A 24694-nucleotide genomic window follows, 5' to 3' on the forward strand; every position below is an offset into this window, starting at 1 on the left:
TCTAAAAGTCCCTTTGGGAGTAGAAATTCCATCAACTGTCTATAGCTCTGATCCAAGTTTGTTGCTTCTTTAATGAGTTGCAAAGCAACAAATTTTTAGCATTCCCCCCAAGAATTCAACTTGATCCAAAAAATATGCAACTATCAATAATCCCCACCAATATCCCAATACAAAAAAGACCTCCAGATGATTCATCTGAAGGTCTTTAATCTTTTACCAAACCAGGCGGTTTATTTTGCGGACCAGACGGGACTCGAACCCGCGACCTCCGCCGTGACAGGGCGGCATTCTAACCAACTGAACTACTGATCCTTACACCCCGTTTCTCTATGTCGGGGGTGCAAATATATGCACTTTTATTCCAATTGCGCAAATTTTTTATATAAAAATCTTTCCGCTCCTGTAATCTCCATCTTTTCTTTAGCTTTACATCCTCCGGGGGCAAGAGCCTAAACGCTCTGTTTTTTAATTATGGATCGTATGCCATCAGATGAAGAAGTGCTGATCAAAATGAAGCAGGGAGATGAATCCGCGTTCTCAACGATCTACCGTCAGTACCATGCTTCTCTATACATATACCTATTACGGTTTTGCAAAATTCCTTCACTGGCAGAAGACCTCGTCCACGACGTATTTCTGAAAATCTGGGAAATCAGAGACCGTATCAATCCTCAATTGTCTTTTTCAGGATACCTGTACCGCATTGCCAGGAACCATGTAATTAAAACCATCGATAAACTGGCTACCGACCAGGCCATGCGCGAACAACTCTTCTCCCAACTCAATGAACCTGTCTCCGCTTCTCCCGAACAAATGGTTCGCGCCAAAGAATATGACAGGCTTTTTCAGGAAGCATTGGAACAAATGCCGCCACAACGCCTGAAAGTATTTCAACTCTGCCGCCAGGAAGGTAAGAGTTATGACGAAACTGCCGCATTACTCGGTATCTCCAGAAACGCAGTCAAAAAACATATGGTGTTAGGCATGCGCTTCATCTATGAATATGTACACCGCTATGGCGATATCATGGTTGCCGTTTATGTGGCACAGAAAATATTACCATAAGGCCCTCCAGCTCCCTCTAAGAAGAATCCCTCCACGTAATTCAATTCCCTCTTCAAAAAAAAAATAAAAAATATTTTCCTCCCGAGGTACCCTCAACAATTATTTCCGGATATTATATACAGACACCTATAATAACTGTATGTCATCAACCACGGAACATTACGAAAAACTGCTCACCAAATACCTTGACGGTCAATGTAATGCAGCTGAAACAGCTGAGCTGTACAACTGGCTACAAGCCTCCGGCTCTCACCGTGCGCTGTTAAAAACCATGCAGGAGGAATTTCAAAAAGCCCTCGAATCCCGGCAGGGAATTCCCGTGGAGGTTTCCGATCGCATCGAAACCAGGCTCCTCCAGTCTATCTCAAAAACAAAAACCAAACTCAGCAACCTCTGGTACTACGCCGCTGCTGCATCTATCGCTGCTGCCGTACTCCTCTTTATATTATTAAAACAACCTGCTCCCGCGTTAACCACACAGCCAGCTATCGCTGCCACTGCTATCACACCAGGCACCAACAAAGCCATCCTCACCCTCTCCAACGGCTCCACCGTCATCCTCGACAGTGCCGGCAATCAGGTCATCGCACAAGGTGCTACCACTGTATTACAAAAGAATGGCCAGTTGCAGTATGCTTCCAAAGCAAACAATGAGGCAACTGTTTATAACACACTCACCGTGCCCAGAGGAGGACAGTTCAATATCATCCTCCCAGACGGTAGCCATGTATGGCTCAATGCCGCCAGCAGCCTCCGTTATCCCATCTCCTTCAATGGAAAGGACAGAAGAGTGGATATTACCGGCCAGGGATACTTTGAAGTTACTCCCAACGCCAAACAACCTTTCATCGTCCAGGTCAATAACATGGAAGTACAGGTACTTGGTACCAGCTTCGACATTATGGCCTATTCAGACGAAAAAAGTGTAAATACGACCCTCATACAGGGTGCGGTAAAGGTGAATGACAAACGCCTCTTCCCCGGCCAGCAGGCCCTGATGGATCCTACTACCGGCAATATTACGATCCGTGAAGCAGACGTAGAACAAGTGATTGCCTGGAAAACCGGGTTCTTTGAATTTGATAATGCCCGCCTGTCAGACATCCTTCGACAGCTCTCCAGGTGGTATGATATAGATATTAATTACAAACAAACTGCGAACGAAAAATTGCTCGGCGGACGTATCAGCCGAAGCCTTCCCCTGTCTGATATCCTCCATATGCTGGAAGCAAATGGACCTGTATTTGAACTTGTTGGAAGAAAATTAACTGTTAAATAAGGCTGGTATTCCACGTAAAAACACCAGTTATTTTAAAACCTAAAACAACGTTATGGAAGTAGCTGAGACAATCTAACAAAAGTGTGCCCTATTCATAAAAAACCGGAAGCGCTTGCAACACTCCCGGTAAATAATGTCTGGGCCCAAAAAGAAAACAACATCCCGTTACGAATTATTGATTTCAAATTCCCAAACACTACAAAAGTATGGATTTTAACTTATGTGGTAGGGCTTCCTATTCCCGGAAGCACTCATCAACCAAAAAATATTTCGGAATCCACGTCTTCCGAAGTCAAATTTTACTCGTTATGAAACTGACCACCTTTTTGTTGCTCGTGGCTTGCCTGCAGATCAGCGCAAAAGGATTATCACAGCAAATATCCCTGTCTGAAACTAAAGCACCCCTCAAAAAGGTCTTAAAATCAGTAGCACGTCAGGCAGGTATTTCCATCGTTTATGATGAAGATTTGCTGGCTACAGCACATCCTGTTACGATAGAGGTAAAAAATGTCCCTGTACGCCAGGTGCTGGACATGGCTCTCGCCAACCAACCTTTCTCTTATGTTGTAGATGGCTCCCGGATTATTGTAAAGAGTCTGCCTGCATCGCTACCTGCTGCTGACACAACTATCACGGTTTCCGGCCGCATCACTGACGAAAAAGGTGAACCGGTTCCCGGTACCAGTATCCGCGTCAAAGACAGTAAAAGTGGTACGATCACCGATGCTAACGGATCCTATTCGCTCAAAGTACCTACAGGCGCCACCCTTATTGTGAGCGCTGTCGGCTTTGATCCTATCTCCTGGTCCGTGACTAAGCCATCTATGAGTTTTACACTGAAAGTGTCTCAGACAGCGCTTACCGAAACTGTGGTGGTAGGTTATGGTGTGCAAAAGAAAAGCGTGGTGACCGGCGCCATCTCCAGCGTGAAAGCTTCTGACCTGGAAAGCCAGCCTGTTACCCGCCTCGAAGGTGCCTTACAGGGTCGTACCTCCGGTGTTACCATCGCTGCCGGTTCCGGTCAGCCAGGTTCCAGCGCTACTGTTCGCGTGAGAGGTCTGACTACCTTCAATAATAACGATCCGCTGTATGTGGTGGATGGAGTAGTCGTTGACAATGGTGGTATTGGCTACCTGAACCAATACGATATTGAATCTATCGAAGTATTGAAAGACGCCGCCTCCCAGGCTATCTACGGTGCCCGTGCTGCTGCCGGTGTAATCCTCGTAACAACCAAGAAAGGCAAGGCAGGTACCCTGCAGGTTAACTACAACGGTTACTATGGTACCTCAGAACCTGCACGTAAACTGAAGCTCCTGAACGCTACCCAGTATGCTACCCTGCGCAACGAAGCATCTGTTGCTGCCGGCAATGGTATCGTGTACGCTGATCCAGCATCTTTAGGTAAAGGTACTGACTGGCAATCTCTCATCTTCAACAACAGTGCTGCCCGCCAGAACCATGAAGTGAGTGTAAGCGGTGGAAATGATAAGTCTACTTTCTATTCCTCTTTCGGTTACCTGAAACAGGATGGTATCGTAGCGACCGATATCTCTAAATATCAACGTGTCAACCTGCGCCTGAACTCTACACACAAGATCTCGAAATACGTGACCTTCGGCGAAAACGTTGGCTACGCTTACGACAAAGCCCTGGGTGTTGGTAATACCAACAGTGAATTTGGTGGTCCGCTCAGTTCCGCTATCAACCTGGATCCAACCACACCCGCTGTGATCACGGATCCCGCTGTAGCTGCTGCAGCTCCTTATAACAATGCCGGTATCCGCCGCGACAAGAACGGCAACCCTTATGGTATTTCCAGCGCGGTAGGACAGGAGATCACTAACCCGCTCGCCTATATCTCCACGCGCCTGGGTAACTATGGCTGGTCTCACAACATCGTAGGTAATACTTACCTGGAAGTGGTGCCCATCAAAGGACTGAAGCTCCGCTCCACACTTGGTTCCAAAATTGCTTTCTGGGGATCTGAGACTTTCACGCCCATCTCTTACCTGAACTCATCTACCATCTCTTCCCGTACTTCTTTTTCACGTAATCAGAATTCAGGATTTGCATGGAACGTTGAGAATACCGCATCTTACACAAAAGATATCAATAAGAACTCTTTCACCATCCTCGTGGGTCAGGGTGCTTATATGGATAACCGTACCAGAGCAACCACCGTTACTTTCTACGACGTGCCTGCCAACACTTTTGAAGATGCAAGCATGAACTTTAAAGTAGCCTCCGACAACCGTACTTCCGATGGTAGTGAGGGTGCTGACCACAGGATATCTTCTCTCTTTGCCCGTGTGAATTACGCTTATGACGAGAAATACCTGGTAGAAGGTATCGTACGTCGTGACGGTTCTTCCCGCTTTGGTGCCAATAATAAGTATGGTATCTTCCCTTCCTTCTCTTTGGGATGGAATATCTCTAAAGAAGGTTTCTGGCCACAGCAGAACCTCGTAAACTTCCTCAAACTGAGAGGTGGTTACGGTGTGGTGGGTAACGATAACATTGGTGACTTCGCTTACCTGTCTACCATCGGTAGCGGCAGAAACTATGCCTTCGGTAATTCCGGTAGTTACCTGATCGGTTACAGCCCCAATGCACCTTCTAATCCTGATCTGAAATGGGAGTCTACCAGCCAGGCTAACATCGGTTTTGAAGCCACTGTATACAATGACTTCAATGTGACCTTCGACTGGTATAAAAAGGTGACGAAAGATATCCTCCAGAACCCACGCATCCCTTCATACGTAGGTGCGATCTCTAACCCTGCTGCAAACGTAGCTGATATGGAGAACACCGGTGTGGAACTGGAAGTAGGCTATCATAAAAAACTGGGTGAAGTAAACCTGTCCGTGAATGCGAACGTTTCTTATACAACCAACAAGGTAACAAACCTCGGTACCGGTATTAATTACCTCTCCGGTGGCCAGAACTTCCAGTCTTCCAGCTATCCTATTACCCGTACTGCTCTGGGCCAGCCGCTGAACAGCTTCTTTGGTTTCAAAACCAATGGCATCTTCCAGACACAGGCAGATGTTGATAACTATGTAAGCAAAGCAGGTGGTAAAATTCAGCCTGATGCAAAACCCGGTGATTTCCGTTGGGTTGACACCAATGGCGATGGGGCAATCACTGAAACAGACCGCCAGTTCCTCGGTAACCCTACGCCTACCTGGACATATGGTGGTACAATCAATGCCGCTTACAAAGGTATAGACGTTGTTGTATTTGTACAGGGTGCTGCCGGCAACAAGATCTTCCAGGGCCTTCGCCGTCTGGATATCCTCAACGCCAACTGGCAAACCAAAGCCCTGGGTCGCTGGACCGGCGAGGGTTCTACAAACGATTATCCAAGGCTGATATCTACTGATCCTAACAGGAACTTTACCAATCCTTCCGATTTCTACCTGGAGAATGGCAGCTATTGCAGGATTAAATCTTTACAACTGGGTTACTCCATTCCCAACACCATTACAAAGAAAGTAGGTATTGAGAAATTCAGGGTATATGTAATGAGTGAAAACCTGCTCACCTTCACGAAGTACACCGGTTACGATCCTGAAATCGGAGGTGGCGTATTCAGCATCGACAGAGGTATCTATCCTCAGGCAAGATCATTCATGCTGGGTATTAACGCTACTTTCTGATAAACTGATAAAAGCAAATTACAATGAAGAAGAAATACATTCCACATATATTGACGTTCGCTATAGGCCTGCAACTGATGAGCGGCTGTAGCAGTAGTTTCCTTGAAGTAAAGCCAAAAGGTACCAACCTCGAAGCGAACTATTACAAAGATCAGACAGAGGCTTTCAATGGCCTGGTGGCTATCTATGATGTAGTAGGCTGGCAGGGTGGTAACTATGTCACCAAAGTTGGTGCGATGAACGCAGGTTCTGATGATCACTACGCTGGTGGTGGCGGTGCCAATGACGTAACAGCCTTCCAGGTATTCTCCAATTACACACTTACGCCCGACCAGGGACCGCAGGATGAACTCTGGAAGAAAGGTTTCTCCGGCATCTTCCGTGCCAATACCCTGCTGGAGAAGTTGCCTGGTGTACCCATGGATGCAGCAACCAAAGCCCGTTATACAGCAGAAGCAAAGTACCTCCGTGCCTTTTTCTACTTTGACCTGGTACGTCTGTTCAAAAATATCCCCCTCTTCACAAAGCCTGTTTCTACCAGTGAAATGTACAATGTAACACAGGCTACTCCTGAAGAAGTATACAAACAAATTGAAACAGACCTGCAGGACGCCATTGCAGAAACCAATCTGCCGGACCAGGTACCAGTCGCTACAGAAGGCGGCCGTGCTACCAAAGGTGCTGCCCATGCACTGTTAGGTAAAGTATACCTGTATGAGAAAAACTATACGGCTGCTGCCGCAGAACTGGCAGAAGTAAATGGTACAAATCCGGGTGCTATCAATGCCAAATATGGTTACAGACTGTTGACCAACTTTGCCGACCTCTGGAAGTCTGACAACGGCAGTAAATTCAACAGCGAGTCTATCTTCGAAGTGGCGTTCACATCAACTTCCGCCGGCTCCTGGGACTGCGTAGGCTGTACTGAAGGGAATGTACTGAACATCATGGTAGGCCCGAGAGGTTACAAAGCGCTGAAAGCAGGTGCGCCTGATTATGTATCCGGCTGGAGTTTCCTCGTGGTAACAAAGGAACTGTTTGATGCCATTCACTTTGATCCCCGTTATCACGCTACCGTTGCTAACCTGGATAGCTTACAGGCCAATGGTATCGCGAGCTATGAACCCGGTTATAAAAACACCGGTTATTTCCTGCAGAAGCTCATTGGCTTTAACTATAATAAAACAACCGGTGGTGGTAATATTGAGTTGAACTTCCCACAGGATCTGTACGAGATCCGCTTAGCCGATACCTACCTCATGGAGGCTGAAGCACTCGTAAAAGGTGGACAGGGCAGTGGCCCGGGTACCCGTGCTTACCAGTTGCTGAATGCAGTACGTGCACGTGTAGGTCTGACTGCCATAGAAGCGACTGACGACAACATCTTCAATGAAAGAAGACTGGAACTGGCAGGTGAAGGTCATCGCTGGTTCGACCTGGTACGTACCGGCAGAGCGGCTTCCGTATTAGGACCCCGCGGCTTCATTGCCGGTAAAAATGAGATTCTGCCAATTCCATTGTTAGAATTGGAAAATACCAAGCTGGAGCAAAGTAAAGAATGGGGAGGAACTAAATAACATATCAAACTGCATTACATGAAACGCTATATAGGTACTTTGGCAGTGGCAGCTATGTTGTCCTGCGTTATACCGGCCTGTACGCCGGAGTCATCTACAAAGGAGCTGGGGCCTTTGCCTACTGCTTCTTTTACCGCTACACCATTATCGACTAATCCGAATAGGGTAGTGGTGACTTCTACCACCCAGGGTGGCTTTATCTGGAAGTGGAATGTCAGCGACGGGACCACTGCCACAGGGGCATTCGACACACTGCATTTCTCCAAAGCAGGAGAATATACCGTGCAGCTCACCGTTTTCACCAAAGGTGGGTATGCGACGACTGCACAGAAAATCAACATTGCAAACAATGCTCCGACGAAAGACCTGTTGAATGCAACAGACTGGACGATCCTGAATACGGGGGGTACACAAACAACGATTACCAATACCAATGGTTCCATTAATTTCTCCAATACCGGTAATACAAATGGAGCCATCTTCCAGAAGGTGACCGTCAAAGCTCACACGCCTTATACCCTTGTTGCAAACATCAAGGGAGCGGGTGCGACCAATAGCTGGCTGGAAGTATATTGCGACACTGTTCCGCCGGTACAGGGTAAAGATTACGGTGGAAAAAAATTCATCGCTATGAATACCTGGTCCGGTTGCGGTACAATTCCATTTGATGGGAACATTGCTGAAATAGGTTGCGATGGCGACGGAAAAGGCAAGAACGGATATATGGAGTTTTCCCAGGCCGGCAATGTGTGGATCCTCATTAAAGGAGGCAGTTCCGGCGGTACATTGGGTACCGGCGGTATGACACTTTCCGGCATTCAATTCCTCGAAGAACAATAATTCACTATAGGAGACAGCAGCGAATAGCTGCTGTCTCTATAATACCACGCTTATGCTCGCAAGATATCTCCCTTTTTTTCTCCTGCTCATCTTCACATCCTGCTCCGGCAAGGGGAGTACTGATACCACCACTACCGGTCCCGCTACACCAGGTACACCCGTTGATAGCGGCTGGACGTTTGAATCCACTCCTGTCTGGGCAGATGAATTTAACTACACGGGCGCACCCGATGTCTCCAAATGGGGCTACGACCTGGGTGGCAGTGGCTGGGGAAATAATGAACTGGAATATTACACCAATAGCACCGACAACGCCAGTGTGGCAAACGGTGTACTGACCATCACTGCCAGGAAAGAAACCAAAGAAAACAGGAATTACACCTCTGCAAGAATGGTGACCACCAATAAAGGGGACTGGCTCTACGGTCGCTTTGAAATCAAAGCAAAGCTCCCCGCTGGCAAAGGAACCTGGCCCGCCATCTGGATGCTGCCCACTGACTGGGCATATGGCGACTGGCCTAAATCAGGTGAGATCGACATCATGGAACATGTAGGGTACGATCCCGGCAATGTGCATATCAGTGCTCATACAGAAGCTTATTACTTCAAAATAAATACCCAGAAGACAAGTACTAAAAAGGTCGATAACGTTTTCAGTGAATTTCATACTTACAGACTGGACTGGACGCCTTATGCACTCAGGGGGTATATTGATGACATGCTGGTATTCCAGTTTGTAAATGAAGGGAAAGGATATGCTGTATGGCCGTTTGACAAACGCTTCCACCTCCTTCTCAACCTCGCTGTAGGTGGTGATTGGGGCGGTGCACAGGGGGTAGACGACAGCATCTTCCCGGTAGCTATGGAAGTTGATTACGTGAGGGTATATAAAATGAAAAATAAATGAGACTACACCATATATGCTTCTCCCTGCTATTCTGCTTTGCCAGTTGTAAGGGAGGGGGTAATGATACTACGAACATCATCGTGCCACCTCCTACGGGAGACTTACCGACTGATGTCACCTTTTGGTTGACCAAATCAGATAAAAGTGTGCTGCTGAAAAAGCAAAATGTCAGCCTGCTCTTCAAAGATACGGTGAATGTATACCCGACTATCAAAGTAGACGACGGTACCACTTATCAAACCATCGATGGCTTTGGATACTGTCTTACAGACGGCAGCGCTACGCTGATCAGTAAATTACCTGCTACCACGCAGGATGCTTTGCTCAAAGAACTGTTCGGCACAGATAGCACATCCATCGGCGTGAGCTACCTCCGGGTAAGTATCGGTGCCTCAGACCTGAGTGCTACGACATATACCTACGATGATATGCCGGCAGGTCAGACGGATGTAAACCTGGATCACTTCAGTATCGGAACACAGCAATCCGACCTGATGCAGATATTGAAAAAGATCGTCGCCATTGCGCCAAATATTAAAATACTGGGCTCTCCCTGGTCTGCACCTGTATGGATGAAAGACAATGGAAGCTTTGTAGGTGGCAGTCTGAAGCCTGAGTATTACGCAACCTATGCACAGTACTTCGTTAAATACATTCAGGCGATGAAAGCGGAAGGTATCACCATCGATGCCATCACTCCGCAAAATGAACCTTTACATGGGGGCAATAATCCCAGCATGGTCATGCAGGCTGCGGACCAGGCAACATTTATAAGAACGGCTTTAGGTCCCGCATTTAAATCAGCTGGTATTACGACGAAGATCATCTGCTACGATCACAATGCCGACAGACCTGACTATCCCGCTACAGTACTGCAGAATGCAGGTGCCAAACCCTATGTGGATGGATCTGCATTCCACCTGTATGGCGGTGATATCAGTGCATTGACGCAGGTGCACAACGCATTTCCCGATAAAAATATATACTTTACAGAGCAATGGGTGGGTGCCCCCGGTGATTTTGCCTCAAACCTGCAATGGCATATGACAAATCTCATCATTGGCGCTACCCGCAACTGGAGCCGGAATGTGCTGGAATGGAACCTGGCCTCCGATCCTAATTACGATCCACATACTGCAGGTGGTTGTAGTACCTGTATGGGTGCGCTCACCATCAGTGCCGACGTTACGAGGAATGTATCTTATTATATTATAGCACATGCTGCAAAGTTCGTGAAACTCGGTTCCACACGGATCGCTACCAATGTTACCAGCCAGCTGGACAATGTGGCGTTCAAAACGCCTGACGGGAAAAGGGTATTAATTGTAATCAACAATGCCAGCACTCCCCAGTCGTTCAATATCCAGTTCAATGGTAAGGTCGTCACACCCACTTTGACGAATGGTGCGGTAGGTACTTATATCTGGTAAGATGAACACGTTTAAACTGGTAATAATTATAACCATGAAAAGAGCAATTTTGGCTGGACTGTTGCTGGCCACTTACGCTGGCTATGCAAAAGGCCCTCAACCGGGAGATTCCCTTTCCCGCAAGACGGTAACTGTATACACGACAGCCGCAGGTACAAAGTTAAGACTATCAGCTACGGACAAGTTATCGTTCACCCCCGCAAAGCAACCGCTGGAAACAGAGGTCTGCATCTTTGTAGACCCTGCAAAATCGTTCCAGACCATGACTGGCATTGGAGGGGCACTGACAGATGCAGCTGCAGAAGTGTATGCAAGACTTCCGAAGGAGAAGCAGTCGGAGTTACTGAAAGCTTATTTTGATCCCGTGAATGGTATTGGTTATACGTTGGCCCGTACCAATATAAATAGCTGCGATTTTTCGAGCGACAGCTATACTTACATTGAAGAAGGAGACAGCACGTTGAATACCTTCAATGTAAAGCATGATATGACTTACCGCATACCATTTATCAAAGCAGCGATTGCAGCGGCAGGTGGTAAGCTGCCTCTTTTTGCAAGTCCATGGAGTCCGCCTGCATTCATGAAAGATAATGGAAGCATGTTGCATGGGGGTAAACTATTGCCGCGTTATTATCAGGCATGGGCAAATTACTATGTGAAATTTATTAAAACATATGAATCACTCGGTATTCCGGTATGGGGTTTAACTGTACAGAATGAACCGATGGCTAAGCAGATCTGGGAGTCCTGCAACTTTACTGCTGAAGAAGAAAGAGATTTCATCAGGTATTATTTAGGCCCCACCCTGCAGCGCGCAGGTATGAGCACGAAGAAGCTGATTGCCTGGGATCACAATCGTGACCAGATCTATCAGCGTGCCAGCACGATTCTCGAAGACCCGGTTGCTGCAAAGTATGTATGGGGTATCGGCTATCACTGGTATGAAACATGGACAGGCAGCACCATGGAATTTGAGAATGTACGCAAGGTGAAAGAAGCATTTCCTGACAAGAACCTCATCTTCACAGAAGGCTGTGTAGAATCGTTCAAACTGGATAAAGTAAATGACTGGGCACTCGGTGAGCGATATGGTTCTTCTTTGTTGAATGACTTCAATAATGGCACCGTAGCATGGACAGACTGGAACATCCTGCTGGATGAAAAAGGTGGTCCCAATCACGTCGGTAACTTCTGTTTTGCCCCTGTGCATGCAGATAGCAAAACAGGTGACCTGATCTACACCAATTCTTATTATTACCTGGGGCATTTTTCTAAATTCATTCGCCCGGGAGCAAAGCGTATCATTGCTTCTTCCAACAGAACTGACCTTCAGACAACTGCTTTTGTAAATAAAGACGGGAAGATGGTGGTAGTGGTGTTGAATACAAGTGATAAGGAGCTGGATTATAAGTTGTGGATCAAAGGTAACGGTGCAGCTGTTAAAAGCCTGCCTCATTCAATAGAGACACTGGTTGTAAACTAATAAAATCAACCGGGAGATAAAGAAACACAAAGCCCCGTCTCAACCGAGACGGGGCTTTTACTATTGAATACATCACATGACCTTAGTTCTTATCCCACCATAAGTGAGTAGCTGCATTATCAGCATTACCCAACAGTGAAATGCCTTTATTCAGTTCTGTTGCATTGGTATTGTACTCCTGTTGTGGATAAGGCAAACGTCTTACACCACCAGCATCCGTTACCACACCAGCGCTTTGATTATGCGCTACAGGGAATAACTTAGGATACCCTGTTCTTCTGTGTTCTGTCCATGCTTCCTGGCCTTCAGGGAACATCGCAATCCATTTCTGTGTCATTACACGCTCCATCTTCACCTCAGGAAGAGCAGCCTCATCCCACTGAATTGTAATAGTAGATTGTGCCGCAATATCATTGCTGCTATTCTTAGGATCTACATAAGCCGCCGGCTTACTGGTTGCATCACTCAGGTAAGCTGGGGCAGCAGCTGCAACACCCCATTGTGTCATGGAAGTGGTCACACCCTGGTTATACATTTCCTGTGCCGTACCACCGGCATTCGCCCACCCACGCAGCGCAACTTCCGCCTGCAGGAAATATACTTCAGCAGCCGTCATGATCTGTACAGGTGTAGACAGTGAAAATGCACTACCTAATGCAGAATAGCCGATATAATCATCTTTCGTGTTAGCACTGGTTACCGCGCCTAAGCGAATACCGATGTATTGAGAAGGTATGTTTTTGTCTGTAGACATTCCTAAATAAGCACCGATCCTTGGGTCATTATAACCTTTCAGGTAACAGGCAATGTCAGCACCGATGCGGGTATCGCCCCAGTTTCTGTCGATATATACCAGTGGGTTGGTAAAGCTACCTCCCACCTGTACAACCATGTTCCCACTGTTAGCAGTGATCACACCACCATTGGAAGGATTCAGGGCTTTCTCTGCCTGTGTCTGTGCAGTGGAAGCATCAGCCTTCACAATATGCATTGCCAGTCGCAGCCGCAGTGAGTTGGCAAACTGCAACCACTTAGTGAAGTTTCCATTGTAGACCAGGTCAAAGTTCGCAAAAGAGAAAGGCAGTGTTTTACCACTATTGATAAAGCTCTGCAGGTTAGTGGTGGCAGTATCCAGCTCGAGGAAAAAGCGTTTGTAAATTTCTTCCTGGCTGTCATATGGCAGATCCGTTTTGGAACTACCTGCCTGGCTGTATGGAATAGGACCGTAGATGTCCGTTACCCGGCTCATACCTGCTACCCGTATAATCTGTGCCACCGCCCATACAGCAGGATATGCCGTATCAATACGGTTAGAACGCAGTTTAGAGATAGGCGACATGATATTCAGGTAACCTACTTTGAAAGCTTCCCCATTCCAGCCGGTCATCATAAAATAGTTGGTGTTGTTCCGGCCACCATTGAATGGGTTCGGTGACATAAAATAACCAGAAAAGAGATCCGCATTCAGGTTCTGCTGTACCTGGTAGGAGTTGGGATCACCACCACCCGAAAAGTTGATGATAGAACGCTCTGCCTGCAACAGGTAAATACCTACGTCATTGAAGTCAGGTTTTAGCTGACCGGTAGATACACCGGTATTATCCGTATTGTATTCCTCAAAGTTCTTGGTACAGGCGGTAGCACCGAAAAGCAGTACCGCAATAATAATATAATAACGTTTCATTTTTTTGATCAGTTTTTACTGTTAGAAAGTAGCATTCAGACTCAGACCATAGCTGCGCAATGCAGGCTGCATGAAAATATCTACACCAGATAAACCATTTGCAGTAGACATGGTCAATTCAGGATCAAACGGTGCTTTCTTATAGAAATAGATCAGGTTACGTCCTGTCAGGGAGAACTTCAGTGCCTTGATAAATACATCTTTCAGTGGAACTGTATAACCCAGAGCTACCTCGCGCAGGCGAACGGTTGTTGCGTTGTACATATATTCTCCGGAAACAGCTTCACGGCCACCTATAGTAGAATACCAGGTCTGTGCAGCAACAGAAGTCACTGCGTTGCCATTCGGATCAACCCCGTTTATTTTTACACCACCGGCGTCTCTTGCATCACCGGATGCTTTAGATACACCGTACAGGTCCATCATAGACTGGGTCACAGACATTACCTGGCCACCGAATTTACCATCGATCAGCATAGAGAGGGTGAAGTGTTTATAGCCCAGGTTGTTGTTCCAGCCCAGTTGGAATTTAGTGTTGGAGTTACCAATGTACACCATATCGCCGGTCTGCTTGATAGGCGTACCGGCTGCGTCTACCATGATCCTGCCTTGCTGGTCTCTCTTCAGTACAGTACCGTAGATGTCGCCAAATGAACCACCTACTTTGAATTTAGACGCATAGTTGGAACCGGAAGCACCTGTCAGGGTAAAGTAGTCTACACCATCAGCCAGTTCAATGATCTTATTCTTGTTGGTGGCGAAGTTCACACCGGTATTCCAGGTGAATTTACCATCGCGTAATACATCGTAACGCACCACTGCTTCCACACCCTGGTTCTGGATGTTACCAGCGTTGATATAATAAGAGTCATAATAAGAAGCCTGGCTGGCAGCGATCTGCAAAGTCTGGTTCTTAGTATTGGTTTTATAATACGTTGCATCCACGCTCAGCCTGTTGTTGAAGAAGCGCCACTCGGTACCGAATTCCAGTGAATTTGTTTTCTCTGGTTTCAGGTCAGTGAAGGGAGCGGTGGTATTACCGATGATGGATCCACCTGCACCCAGCGTATTCTGTGCAGGGAAAGACTGGTAGGCTAAAGGTGCATTACCTACCTGGGCATAAGAACCACGCACTTTGGCGAAGCTCACCCATTCAGGTAATTTGGTTACAGAACTCAGGATGACATTAAGACCGACTGAAGGATAGAAATAAGAATAGGTTGGCGTAAAGGCCAGGTTGGATGACCAGTCATTACGGGCAGTCAGATCCAGGTAGAACCAATCTTTGAAAGAGATGTTAGCACTTCCGAATACAGACTGGAACTGGCTGTGGTTGTTTGGCAGCGTACCGGAATTGGCTGCATTCATCGCAACAAAATTTTGCAGCGTGAAGATGTTTGGAATATGCAGGCCCTCTTTACCGGAATTGAATTTCTCTCCGGTGGTTTTTACATCACGGATGGCACCGCCTACCACACCTGTTACACGCCAGTCTTTACCGATAGGCACATTGAAGTTCAGCAACAGGTCACCGTACTGTTGGTTGGTCGTGAGGTTCTGGTATACATACCCACCGCTGGAATCTGCTACGTAAGAGGCGTTGTCAGCATATACTTTCTGGTCATACACGTCATTGATCCTGTCAATGCTTCCTCTTGCCTGGATATTCAGGTATTTATTGATTTCATATTTCAGGCTTGCATTCAGCAGGATACGGTTCCTGTTCAGCTGATTAGGATCGCGGTACAGGATCCACCATGGGTTCTGCTGTACGTCTTCATGAAAAGGCCAGTTCTGTACCATCAACCCGTTTCTGCCCGGATCAGCTACTTCAAAGTTATGTTTGTACTGAGACAGGTTGCTGCCACGAGGGTAGAGGTACAAGCCAGTCAGTGGGTTGAAATAGAAGCCGGAGAGCGGTGTATTATCAATCTTCTGGGTGATGTAGTTTACATCAGCTTCAGCAGTCAGCTTATCGTTCAGGAATTTACCTGTTTCTTTAAAGCTGATGTTATTACGACCCAGTTTATTGGTCGGCTGAATACCTCTTGCGCTGGTATTCGCATAAGAGAAATAAGTCTGGGTCTTCTCAGTACCACCAGCCAGGCTGATAGCGTTGGTTACGTTATTGCCAGTCTGGAAGAAGTCGTCCAGGTTATTATGTGCCTTCGTAGTCAGTTTATCACCCCAGCTCTGGGTGCTACCTTCTTTTGTCTGGCCATAAGAATGCTGGAATTCCGGTTTGTAAGCTGCCTGGCTCAGGGTAAGACCAGAAGAGAAGTTGATGGTAGTACGACCTGCTTTACCACTTTTGGTAGTAATCAATATCACTCCATTTGCACCTTGGCTACCATACAGTGCAGCAGCAGAAGCACCTTTCAGGATAGAGATGCTCTCGATATCTTCAGGGTTCATGTTAGAGATAGGGTCACCACCATCATAAGCGGTACTACCACCATATGCACTGTTGGGCTGGTTCGTGAGGGTATTGTTCATAGGCACACCATCAATTACATAGAGTGCCTGGTTATTGCCCAGACCAGATTTAGCACCACGCAGTATCACCTTTGCAGAACCACCTACCCCGGAAGAGCTGCTGGAGATAGTCAGACCAGCTACCTTACCGTTCAGGGTATTCATCAGGTTGGGATCTTTGGCTTTGGTCAGTTCCACACCGCTTACCTGTTGGGTAGCGTAGGTGATAGATTTCTCAGAGCGCTTGATACCTAACGCAGTCACCACCACAGTACCCAGTTGTTTGTTGCTTTCAGCGAGTTTGATAGTCAGGTTGGTATTGCTGCCAACGGTGATTTCCATTTTGTCGAAGCCGATGTAGCTGATGACCAGTACATCAGTCGGTTGAACATCCAGGGAGAAGTGGCCGCTTGCGTCGGTCATAGCCCCTCTGGTAGTACCTTTTACCTGGATACTCACATTCTGCAGCGGATGCCCAGCAGAGTCAGTAACAGTACCAGTGACAGGAGTTGCAGCAGGGGGAGCGGGGGCCGGGGCGACTTCCCGGATCGCTTTTTTGGGACTGATCACGATGATCTTGTCCATAATGGAATAAGTCAATGCTTTGTCGTTCAGGCACTTATCCAGTACGTCGGTCAGGTTTTGTCCCTGTGCATTGATATTAATAGTCCCTTTGCCGTCCAGCAATTTGGCATCGTATACAAATTCATAGCCTGTCTGCTTGCTGATGGCGTTGAACACTTCATACAGTGAAAGGTGTCTTCCTGAGATGCTGACAGTTTGGGAATAGGTTTTAGCAGATAGCTGGAGTGTAAATATCAGCGTTAAAATGGCAGTTAATTTCATAACTAACAACAGTTTTCTGTGCAAAAGACTCACTCCTCCGCGGGAGGGAGTTTTGCATGAAGCGCATAGTTCCATACTTTTGTTTCCTGGCTTTTTTAGTTAATCAAATTTTTCTTGAGTCAAAGAGAAATTGGTAGCCATGTTGCCGGGTTCCGATGGCAGTCGGGCCCGGTTTTTTTATATCAGACGTGGCAGCGTCATTTACAAATCGTGGTACCTTTTCATTACTGTTCACATAATAGTGATACGCTCTACGTGGTCATAACGGAATTGGTTTAAAAATTGACAATATATATTCCCCCCTTTAGCCGGGATGATTAGTGCGACGTGGCGGGTGAAACGGTCACATTGTGGCCATTCACCTCAAAATGAACCCTTTGGGTAGCTTCGAGTGCTTTGAGCAGTTTACCGGCATCTTCCCTGCGGGAGATAACACCTGTCAGGTCAATGTCGGATACATCCCCGTTGTAAGCCACATCCATATCATACCACCTGGATAGCTGTCGCATAATGGTTTTGATATTGGTACTCCTGAAGCGGAACTTCCCATCTTTCCAGGCAAGGGTTTGTTCCAGGTCAGCCGGAGCGATGGCAAAGGTGTTGTCTGCCAGGCTGGCTTCCAGCCCGGGCTTCAATACATTTTTCTGGTTGCCGTGCTCAACCTGCACCGCGCCGTCAACCAGGGCAGTTTTCACCATTTGTTCATCGGCATAGGCCATGATGTTGAAACTGGTGCCCAGTACTTTTACCGTCATTTCTTTCTCAGCAGCCTTCACCAGTACAGAAAACGGGTGATCGGACTGCCGGGTGACTTCGAAAAATGCTTCGCCGGTAATGCTTACCTGTCTTTCCTTTCCGGTAAATGCGGTCGGGAAGCGGATGCTACTGGCGGCATTGAGCCAAACCTTGCTACCATCGGCAAGGGTGAGCTGATATTGGCCTCCGTGAGGGGTAGTGACGGTGTTATACATCACTTCACTGCCTCCGTTTGCCTGGTAACTCAGGTTACCATTGGTGTTGCTGATCTGTGTATTTCCCTGTTGAGCAAGGGCGCCGTTAGCAGCGCTGTCGAGAGGGATCTGAGTACCATCAGCGAGGGTAAGCATGGCTTTGTTTGCGCCCGGGGCCAGTACCTGCGTTTTAGCAAGGGTAGGGGCCTTCTGCGTGTCTTTCTTCTTATATATAAAGCTCGTGGACAATATAATACCGGCAGTTACAGCGGCTGCGGCATAGCGGTAGAAACGGCGTTTGTTATTGACAACAGTCATGGTATCAGGTTGTTCCGCCTGAAAAATAGCCTCGAGTATAGCGGCATGGTCCTCATTTTCCCAGCCGGCAGCAGGAACACTGCCTTGCAGGGATTCAAGGATGTCAGCATGCAACAGGTCGTCATGCCCGCCATGCTGAATGGCATTGAACAGACGATCTCTTTCGTCTGAGGTAAGGACGTTCTGCTTATACTTGTCAAGCAAGAGTTTTAATTCCTGTGCTGTCATAATGGTAAAGACGACGATGAAGAATAAAAGGAGTAATCGGAAAGAAAAAAAAATTAACTTTTTTTCTACATAGCAGGTGGAAGGGGAGACCTATATACTTTTCCTGACAAAATTTCTCACCGTTTGCAGGGCGATCTGCATTTGTTTTTTCACGGTATGGATGGATATGTTGAATTTATTTGATATCTCTTCATTGCTAAAACCATCTTTCCGGGCGATATACACCTTTTTCCGCTCCGGGGGTAACGCTGCAATGGCCTTTTCCACGATCACAGCATATTCCCTGTCCTTCACCCTGTAATCGGTGTCATTCACCATCACCGGCTGTTGCTGGAACAGGCGATCATAGGCCTTCATTCGCACGGCATGCTTTTTCAGGCCATCGAACACATGATTACGGGTGAGTATAAATAAATAGTCAGAAAAATCGTTGATTTCAGGCAAAACTTCCCTCTTCAGCCAAATCTTTAAAAAAACCTCCTGCACTACTTCCCGCGCCGCCAGGTTGTCTTTAAGATAAAGCATGGCCACATCAAACACCTGTTTACTATATTGATTAAAGACAAGTGTATAAGCAGACTGGCTTCCTTCTCCTATCTGCCGCAATAGATCCCGTTCCTCCTGTTTGAATGAATCTTGCAAAATTCAATCGTTTGAATGCTGTAATTCCTCGCTAAAATTAGGAAGTTAGCCCGGATATGCCCAAATATTTATTTTTTTAGTATTAATGGAAATATTAATTGAACGTGCGGTAAGTGCTGTGCTTCAATACCTTTCGGACCAGGGAAAACCATTCCCCCCAAATCTGGCAATGGGAAGATAAAACGCCTATCTTGTGATTTATTTTCAAACAGGAATCAACTCACTATGAGAAAGGCAATCACGTTATTACTCGGGGCCATCGCCCTCGGCAACCCGCTATCTGCTCAAAAAAAGCTAACCTCCGGCAACCCAATTATTCAAGGATGGTATGCCGACCCGGAGGCGGTTGTATTCGGCAAAGAATACTGGATCTTCCCGACCTATTCTGACAAGTATGAGAAGCAGGTCTTCTTCGACGCTTATTCATCTAAGGACCTGGTTCACTGGGAGAAACACCCAAAGGTACTTGACTCTTCGAATGTAAAATGGGCGAACCGCGCCATGTGGGCCCCTGCTATTATCAAAAACAAGGGAAAGTATTTCTTCTTTTTTGGCGCCAATGATATTCAGAACAATGATGAGAAAGGCGGAATCGGGGTGGCAGTTGCCGATAAACCCGGTGGTCCCTACAAAGACTATCTTGGCAAACCACTGATTGACAGGTTCTACAATGGCGCACAACCCATAGATCAGTTCGTATTTCACGACAAAGACGGTCAGTACTATATTATCTACGGAGGTTGGCAACATTGTAATATTGCCCGCTTAAAATCAGATTTTACAGGTATAGTGCCTTTTGCTGATGGGGAAACCTTTAAAGAGATCACCCCAAAAGGATACGTAGAGGGCCCGTTTATGTTCATCAGGAATGGTAAGTACTATTTTATGTGGTCCGAAGGCGGCTGGACAGGTCCTGATTATAGTGTAGCCTATGCGATTGCTGATAGTCCGATGGGACCATGGCAGCGCATTGGCAAGATCTTACAGCAAGATACTGCCATCGGTAAAGGTGCAGGGCATCACTCCGTTATTAACGTGCCTGGAACCGATAAATGGTACATCGTTTATCACCGTCGCCCACTCACTGAGACAGCCGCAAATAACCGTGTTGTCTGCATTGACGAAATGCATTTTGATGAAGCAGGAAATATTCTGCCGGTTAAAATGACGAAAGAAGGCGTAAGTGCAGTAAAGGTAAAATAGAAACATTCCGAAAGGAAGTGCAATACTCAGTAAACATTGCTGAATGTTAATTGTTATAAAAAATAAAGCAAACGTTTACAAAGAGTTACACTATAAAATGGGGGTACTTTTTGTATCCCCTTTTTGTTACATGGTGTTCCATTTTTTGGAATTTTACAGGGGTTTTCAAGTGTTGAAAATACCCTTATACACCCTCTTTTGCTAAAACGGTTTACATACAGCCAGAACTGGGTAAAATAGTATTTGTTTAACAGCGTAAATGGTGATAATTATGTACAACTTCTTGGTGATTGTATGAAATGTTAAAATTTATGTACTTTGGAACCAGAATTCAGCGCCGTGAGTAAATGAAATCTACAACGTGAAAAATGAAAAACTACCGTCGTGAAAAATGCAGTGAACTGAAAGGTGTTTAAACGGTAATTGTATATAAAACGTAAGTAAACCAAAAAAACAGTGTTGTCATTTTAAGACTTGTCATTTTAAAATGTAAGACAGCAGAAGTGACAGTGAAACAAAAATTTCCAGAAAAACGTAACAACAGCAAATTGCCCCTCTTTAACTATTGATATTAACAACTATTGAACGAGGGCCAATTCGGGAGTATTCAAGGGGAGAACATGTAGCTGACCAGATCTGAGATCGTAACGTAACAATGAAAAGCATTCTTAAATCAAATTTTCTTTTGTGGTTTTAAACTACTGGTCTTACTGTGCACGTACGTGTAGCACCAGGTACATTCATGCGCGGTAGCGGGTAGTTACTACTCTACAACATACTGTAATCTGCAATTCCTATCCATGTGATAGATGAAATTCTCTTGCCTTAAAAGGAGGTGAGCCAACCACGTATTTTCTAAAACGAAAATTTTATACAGAAACCAAAATGAAATGTAGAACAAATACGGCGCCGCTAGCCCGTTGTCAATCTGAGAAAGGAGTGCACATCACTCATTTATTACCTAACCAAAAACTAATTCGATAATGAGACAACTTCGTTTGCTGATCATTGCAATGCTGCTTTCAACGGTAGCATTTGCACAAACTAGGCAGATTACCGGGAGTGTTAAGGATAGCAAATCCGGAGCTGGTCTTCCGACTGTAACTGTACTGGTTAAAGGAAAAAGTGTAGCAACGGTTTCTGGTGGAGATGGCTCTTTCACACTGAAGGGGGCACCGGAAGGCGCTTTTCAATTACAACTTTCACTCGTTGGTTATACAACAAAAACAATTCAGGTAGCTGCAGGGCAAAATTCTGTTACCACTACGCTCGAAGAATCTGCTACTCAACTGGGAGAACTGGTGGTAACAGCATTGGGTATCGCAAAAGATAACTCAAAGTTAGGTTACTCAGTTGCAAAAGTAGGTGGTGAGCTGATGACCAAAGCACGTGAAACAAACGTTGCACTCTCTCTGGGTGGCCGTGTTTCCGGTTTGAATGTACACGGTTCAAGTGGTGGTCCTGGCTCTTCTGCACGTATCCTGCTGCGTGGTATGCCTAGCATGAACTCAGGTGGTGCGCCACTGTTCGTTATCAACGGTGTACCGATGGATAATACACAACGTGGTGCTGCTGGTGAGTGGGGTGGTGCTGATGCCGGTGATGGTATCGGAAACCTGAACCCGGATGATATCGAAGATATGACAGTCCTGAAAGGTCAGGCTGCATCTGCGTTGTATGGTTCACGCGCTTCAAACGGTGTGATTATCATCACTACCAAATCTGGTAAGAAAGGTACTTTCTCCGTTGATTATAACATGAACTATGCGGTAGACAAAGCGATCGACTTCACCGACTGGCAGTATACCTACGGTCAGGGTACCGGTGGTGCTAAACCTGCCAACGCTGCTGGTGCACAAGGTACTACCCGTTTAAGCTGGGGGGGTAAACTGGATGGTTCTTCCTTCACCCAGTTCGATGGTAAACAATATGCTTATTCCGCATATAAAGATAACATCGCTAACTTCTACCGTCCAGGTCCAACCTTTACGAACACAGTGTCTATGTCTTCAGGTACTGATAAAGGAACTTTCCGCTTGTCAATGTCTAACCTGGATAACCAGGCAATCGTTCGTAATTCTGGTCTGAACAGAAAATCCATTAACCTGAATGTTGAGCAGAATATCAGTCCAAAACTGAACGTGAAGGTAATGGCTAACTACATCGATGAGCTGCAGAAAAATAAACCGCAGCTGTCTGATGGTCCGCTGAACGTTAACAACGGTCTGTTCCTCGCTAACAACATCAATGAAAAGATCCTCGATCCAGGCTATGATGCAAATGGTGCGGAAGTACTCTGGACGGATGATAACTACGTAACTAACCCTTGGTTCGTTATCAACCGTTACATCAACAACATCGGTCGTAAGCGTCTGCTTTCTGCTGTAACCATTAAATATAACCTGACTGACTGGTTATATGCAAGTGGCCGTGTTGGTTACGATTATGAGAATGACCGCATTCTGAAAATCGAGCCTACAGGTACTGACTATACAAAAAACAAGAACTACAATAACCAGACTGGTAGCTATAACCTGCAGACACCGTTTGCTTCCCAGCTCAATGGTGATGTATTCCTGGGTGTAAACAACAAGAACATTACCAAAGACCTGGTAATTAGTGGTGTAGTAGGTGCTAACATGCTGAAAAATAATACTGAAAACATTACTATCAGCGGTGGTCCGTTCATCGTTAACTACCTGTATACACCTACCAACGTATACAATTTTAACAGAGCCTACGCTTATACTAAGAAGGAGTCTCACTCTGCTTACTACTCAGTTGACTTAAACTGGAAGAGTTACCTGACATTGAGCACAACAGGTCGTTACGACGCCTTCTCAACACTGGCTGGTAAAGGCATTCCTACAAGCCAGATAGGTATCTTCACACCATCAGTTTCTGGTAGCTTCGTGTTCTCTGAACTCGCCAAGATGCCTAAAATGAGCTATGGTAAATTACGCGCCAGCTACGCACAGACAAGTGGTGAGCCGGTAACGCCTTACCAGACAATGGTATATTATGGCCTGGAAAGCACTATCAACGGTATACCAACCGGTCGCTTCAGCAACAACCTGCCTTCTGGTCTCCTGAAACCTTTCACCGTAACAGAAGTAGAAGTTGGTGCGGAATTGAAATGGTTTGACAACAGATTGGGCCTGGATATCGCTTACTTCCACCGCAAGACCAAGAATGAAATCATGAAGGCTAACTTCAGCCTTGCTACTGGTTACAGCGCTGGTTATGTACCAACAGGTAGCACAATGAATAAGGGTCTGGAATTAATGATTAACGGTACGCCTATCACTAACAAAGATTTCAACTGGAACGTATCTTTCAACTTAACATCTGTTAAGAACCAGATCCTCCATACTGATAACTTTAATAACACTATTACCCTGGGTACTGACCGTCCTAACCACGGTGCTATTTATACTGCTTACGAAGTGGGTAAATCCGGACCACAGATCCTGGGTTATGACTACAAGTGGGATGGTAAAGGCAACATGGTCGTAGATGACGGTGGTCTTCCTGTACAGGGTGATCTGAAATCATGGGGTACTGTTCTGCCTACCCTGTATGGTGGTCTGAACAACGATTTCAGCTATAAAAACATCACATTATCTTTCCTGATTGACTATAACTATGGTAATAAGATCATCTCTGCTACCAAAGCATATAGCATCTACCGTGGTCTGAACAAGGAAACACTGAATGGCCGTGAAGGTGGTATTACTACCGGTGTAACTGCAAGCGGTGCACAAAACACTGTCACTGTAAGTTCTCAGGATTACTACCAGGCTATTTTCAGCAGAAACATCACTGGTCCGCTGAGCGTACTGAATGGCGACTACATCAAATTACGTCAATTAACACTGGGTTATACCCTGTCTGAAAAACTGTTCGGTAGTGTGCCTTTGATCCGTTCAATCAACGTTTCTCTGGTTGGTCGTAACCTCTGGACTATCATGAGAAGATCTGGCATCATCGATCCGGAAGCTGGTTTCTCTACCCTGGTTTCCTATGCAGGTATTGAAGGTACAAGTGTTCCTTCTGCAAGGACTTATGGTGTGAACGTTAATGTCAAATTCAAATAAGATAAGTC

General features: G+C 46.1%; 14 protein-coding genes and 1 tRNA gene. 10 read left to right on the forward strand and 5 right to left on the reverse strand.

Annotation, left to right across the window (positions count from 1 at the left end; translation table 11 throughout):
* Positions 1–238 precede the first annotated feature (238 nt).
* Positions 239–312: transfer RNA gene (locus ABDW33_RS21490), tRNA-Asp, on the reverse strand.
* 168 nt (positions 313–480) lie between these two features.
* On the opposite strand from ABDW33_RS21490, the gene ABDW33_RS21495 reads away from it, so the two are divergent.
* The 8 genes from ABDW33_RS21495 to ABDW33_RS21530 all read left to right on the forward strand — a co-directional run bounded on the left by ABDW33_RS21495 (position 481) and on the right by ABDW33_RS21530 (position 12243).
* The gene (locus ABDW33_RS21495; RefSeq protein ID WP_343692159.1) at positions 481–1065 is read left to right on the forward strand and encodes an RNA polymerase sigma-70 factor; all 585 of its coding nucleotides are present in this window, start codon (positions 481–483) and stop codon (positions 1063–1065) included.
* A 139-nt stretch (positions 1066–1204) separates the two neighbouring features.
* The gene (locus ABDW33_RS21500) at positions 1205–2344 is read left to right on the forward strand and encodes a FecR domain-containing protein (protein ID WP_343692160.1); all 1140 of its coding nucleotides are present in this window, start codon (positions 1205–1207) and stop codon (positions 2342–2344) included.
* Between the two features lie 308 nt (positions 2345–2652).
* Positions 2653–6006 carry a TonB-dependent receptor gene (locus tag ABDW33_RS21505; protein ID WP_343692161.1) on the forward strand — a complete coding sequence of 1118 codons (3354 nt, stop codon included), beginning with the start codon at positions 2653–2655 and terminating at the stop codon, positions 6004–6006.
* A gap of 23 nt (positions 6007–6029) precedes the next feature.
* Entirely contained in the window at positions 6030–7583 is a 1554-nt protein-coding gene (locus ABDW33_RS21510) for a RagB/SusD family nutrient uptake outer membrane protein (protein ID WP_343692162.1), read from the forward strand.
* Positions 7584–7601: 18 nt separating this feature from the next.
* Positions 7602–8423: a PKD domain-containing protein gene (locus ABDW33_RS21515; RefSeq protein WP_343692163.1), complete on the forward strand. Its 822-nt coding sequence runs from the start codon at positions 7602–7604 to the stop codon at positions 8421–8423.
* Between the two features lie 52 nt (positions 8424–8475).
* The gene (locus ABDW33_RS21520) at positions 8476–9330 is read left to right on the forward strand and encodes a glycoside hydrolase family 16 protein (protein ID WP_343692164.1); all 855 of its coding nucleotides are present in this window, start codon (positions 8476–8478) and stop codon (positions 9328–9330) included.
* Positions 9327–10760, forward strand: coding sequence for a glycoside hydrolase family 30 beta sandwich domain-containing protein (locus ABDW33_RS21525; RefSeq protein WP_343692165.1), 1434 nt, complete (start codon positions 9327–9329; stop codon positions 10758–10760). The genes ABDW33_RS21520 and ABDW33_RS21525 overlap by 4 nt, the downstream gene beginning before the upstream one ends.
* Positions 10761–10794: 34 nt before the next feature.
* Entirely contained in the window at positions 10795–12243 is a 1449-nt protein-coding gene (locus ABDW33_RS21530) for a glycoside hydrolase family 30 protein (RefSeq protein WP_343692166.1), read from the forward strand.
* Positions 12244–12325: 82 nt separating this feature from the next.
* Here ABDW33_RS21530 and ABDW33_RS21535 read toward each other — a convergent pair whose 3' ends face one another.
* The 4 genes from ABDW33_RS21535 to ABDW33_RS21550 all read right to left on the reverse strand — a co-directional run bounded on the left by ABDW33_RS21535 (position 12326) and on the right by ABDW33_RS21550 (position 19386).
* Positions 12326–13927 carry a RagB/SusD family nutrient uptake outer membrane protein gene (locus ABDW33_RS21535; protein ID WP_343692167.1) on the reverse strand — a complete coding sequence of 534 codons (1602 nt, stop codon included), beginning with the start codon at positions 13925–13927 and terminating at the stop codon, positions 12326–12328.
* Positions 13928–13948: 21 nt separating this feature from the next.
* Positions 13949–17248: a SusC/RagA family TonB-linked outer membrane protein gene (locus ABDW33_RS21540; RefSeq protein ID WP_343692168.1), complete on the reverse strand. Its 3300-nt coding sequence runs from the start codon at positions 17246–17248 to the stop codon at positions 13949–13951.
* Between the two features lie 317 nt (positions 17249–17565).
* Positions 17566–18744 (reverse strand): FecR domain-containing protein, encoded by a 1179-nt coding sequence (locus tag ABDW33_RS21545; RefSeq protein WP_343692169.1) that lies wholly within the window; start codon positions 18742–18744, stop codon positions 17566–17568.
* 90 nt (positions 18745–18834) lie between these two features.
* Complete coding sequence (locus ABDW33_RS21550; RefSeq protein WP_343692170.1) at positions 18835–19386, reverse strand: sigma-70 family RNA polymerase sigma factor; 552 nt, start codon at positions 19384–19386, stop codon at positions 18835–18837.
* Positions 19387–19611: 225 nt separating this feature from the next.
* On the opposite strand from ABDW33_RS21550, the gene ABDW33_RS21555 reads away from it, so the two are divergent.
* Together ABDW33_RS21555 and ABDW33_RS21560 are read left to right on the forward strand one after the other, a co-directional pair.
* Positions 19612–20589, forward strand: coding sequence for a glycoside hydrolase family 43 protein (locus ABDW33_RS21555; RefSeq protein WP_343692171.1), 978 nt, complete (start codon positions 19612–19614; stop codon positions 20587–20589).
* A gap of 983 nt (positions 20590–21572) precedes the next feature.
* Positions 21573–24686, forward strand: coding sequence for a SusC/RagA family TonB-linked outer membrane protein (locus tag ABDW33_RS21560; protein WP_343692172.1), 3114 nt, complete (start codon positions 21573–21575; stop codon positions 24684–24686).
* Positions 24687–24694 lie beyond the last annotated feature (8 nt).

Origin of the sequence: Chitinophaga sp. (assembly GCF_039596155.1) — a bacterium.
GTDB lineage: Bacteria > Bacteroidota > Bacteroidia > Chitinophagales > Chitinophagaceae > Chitinophaga.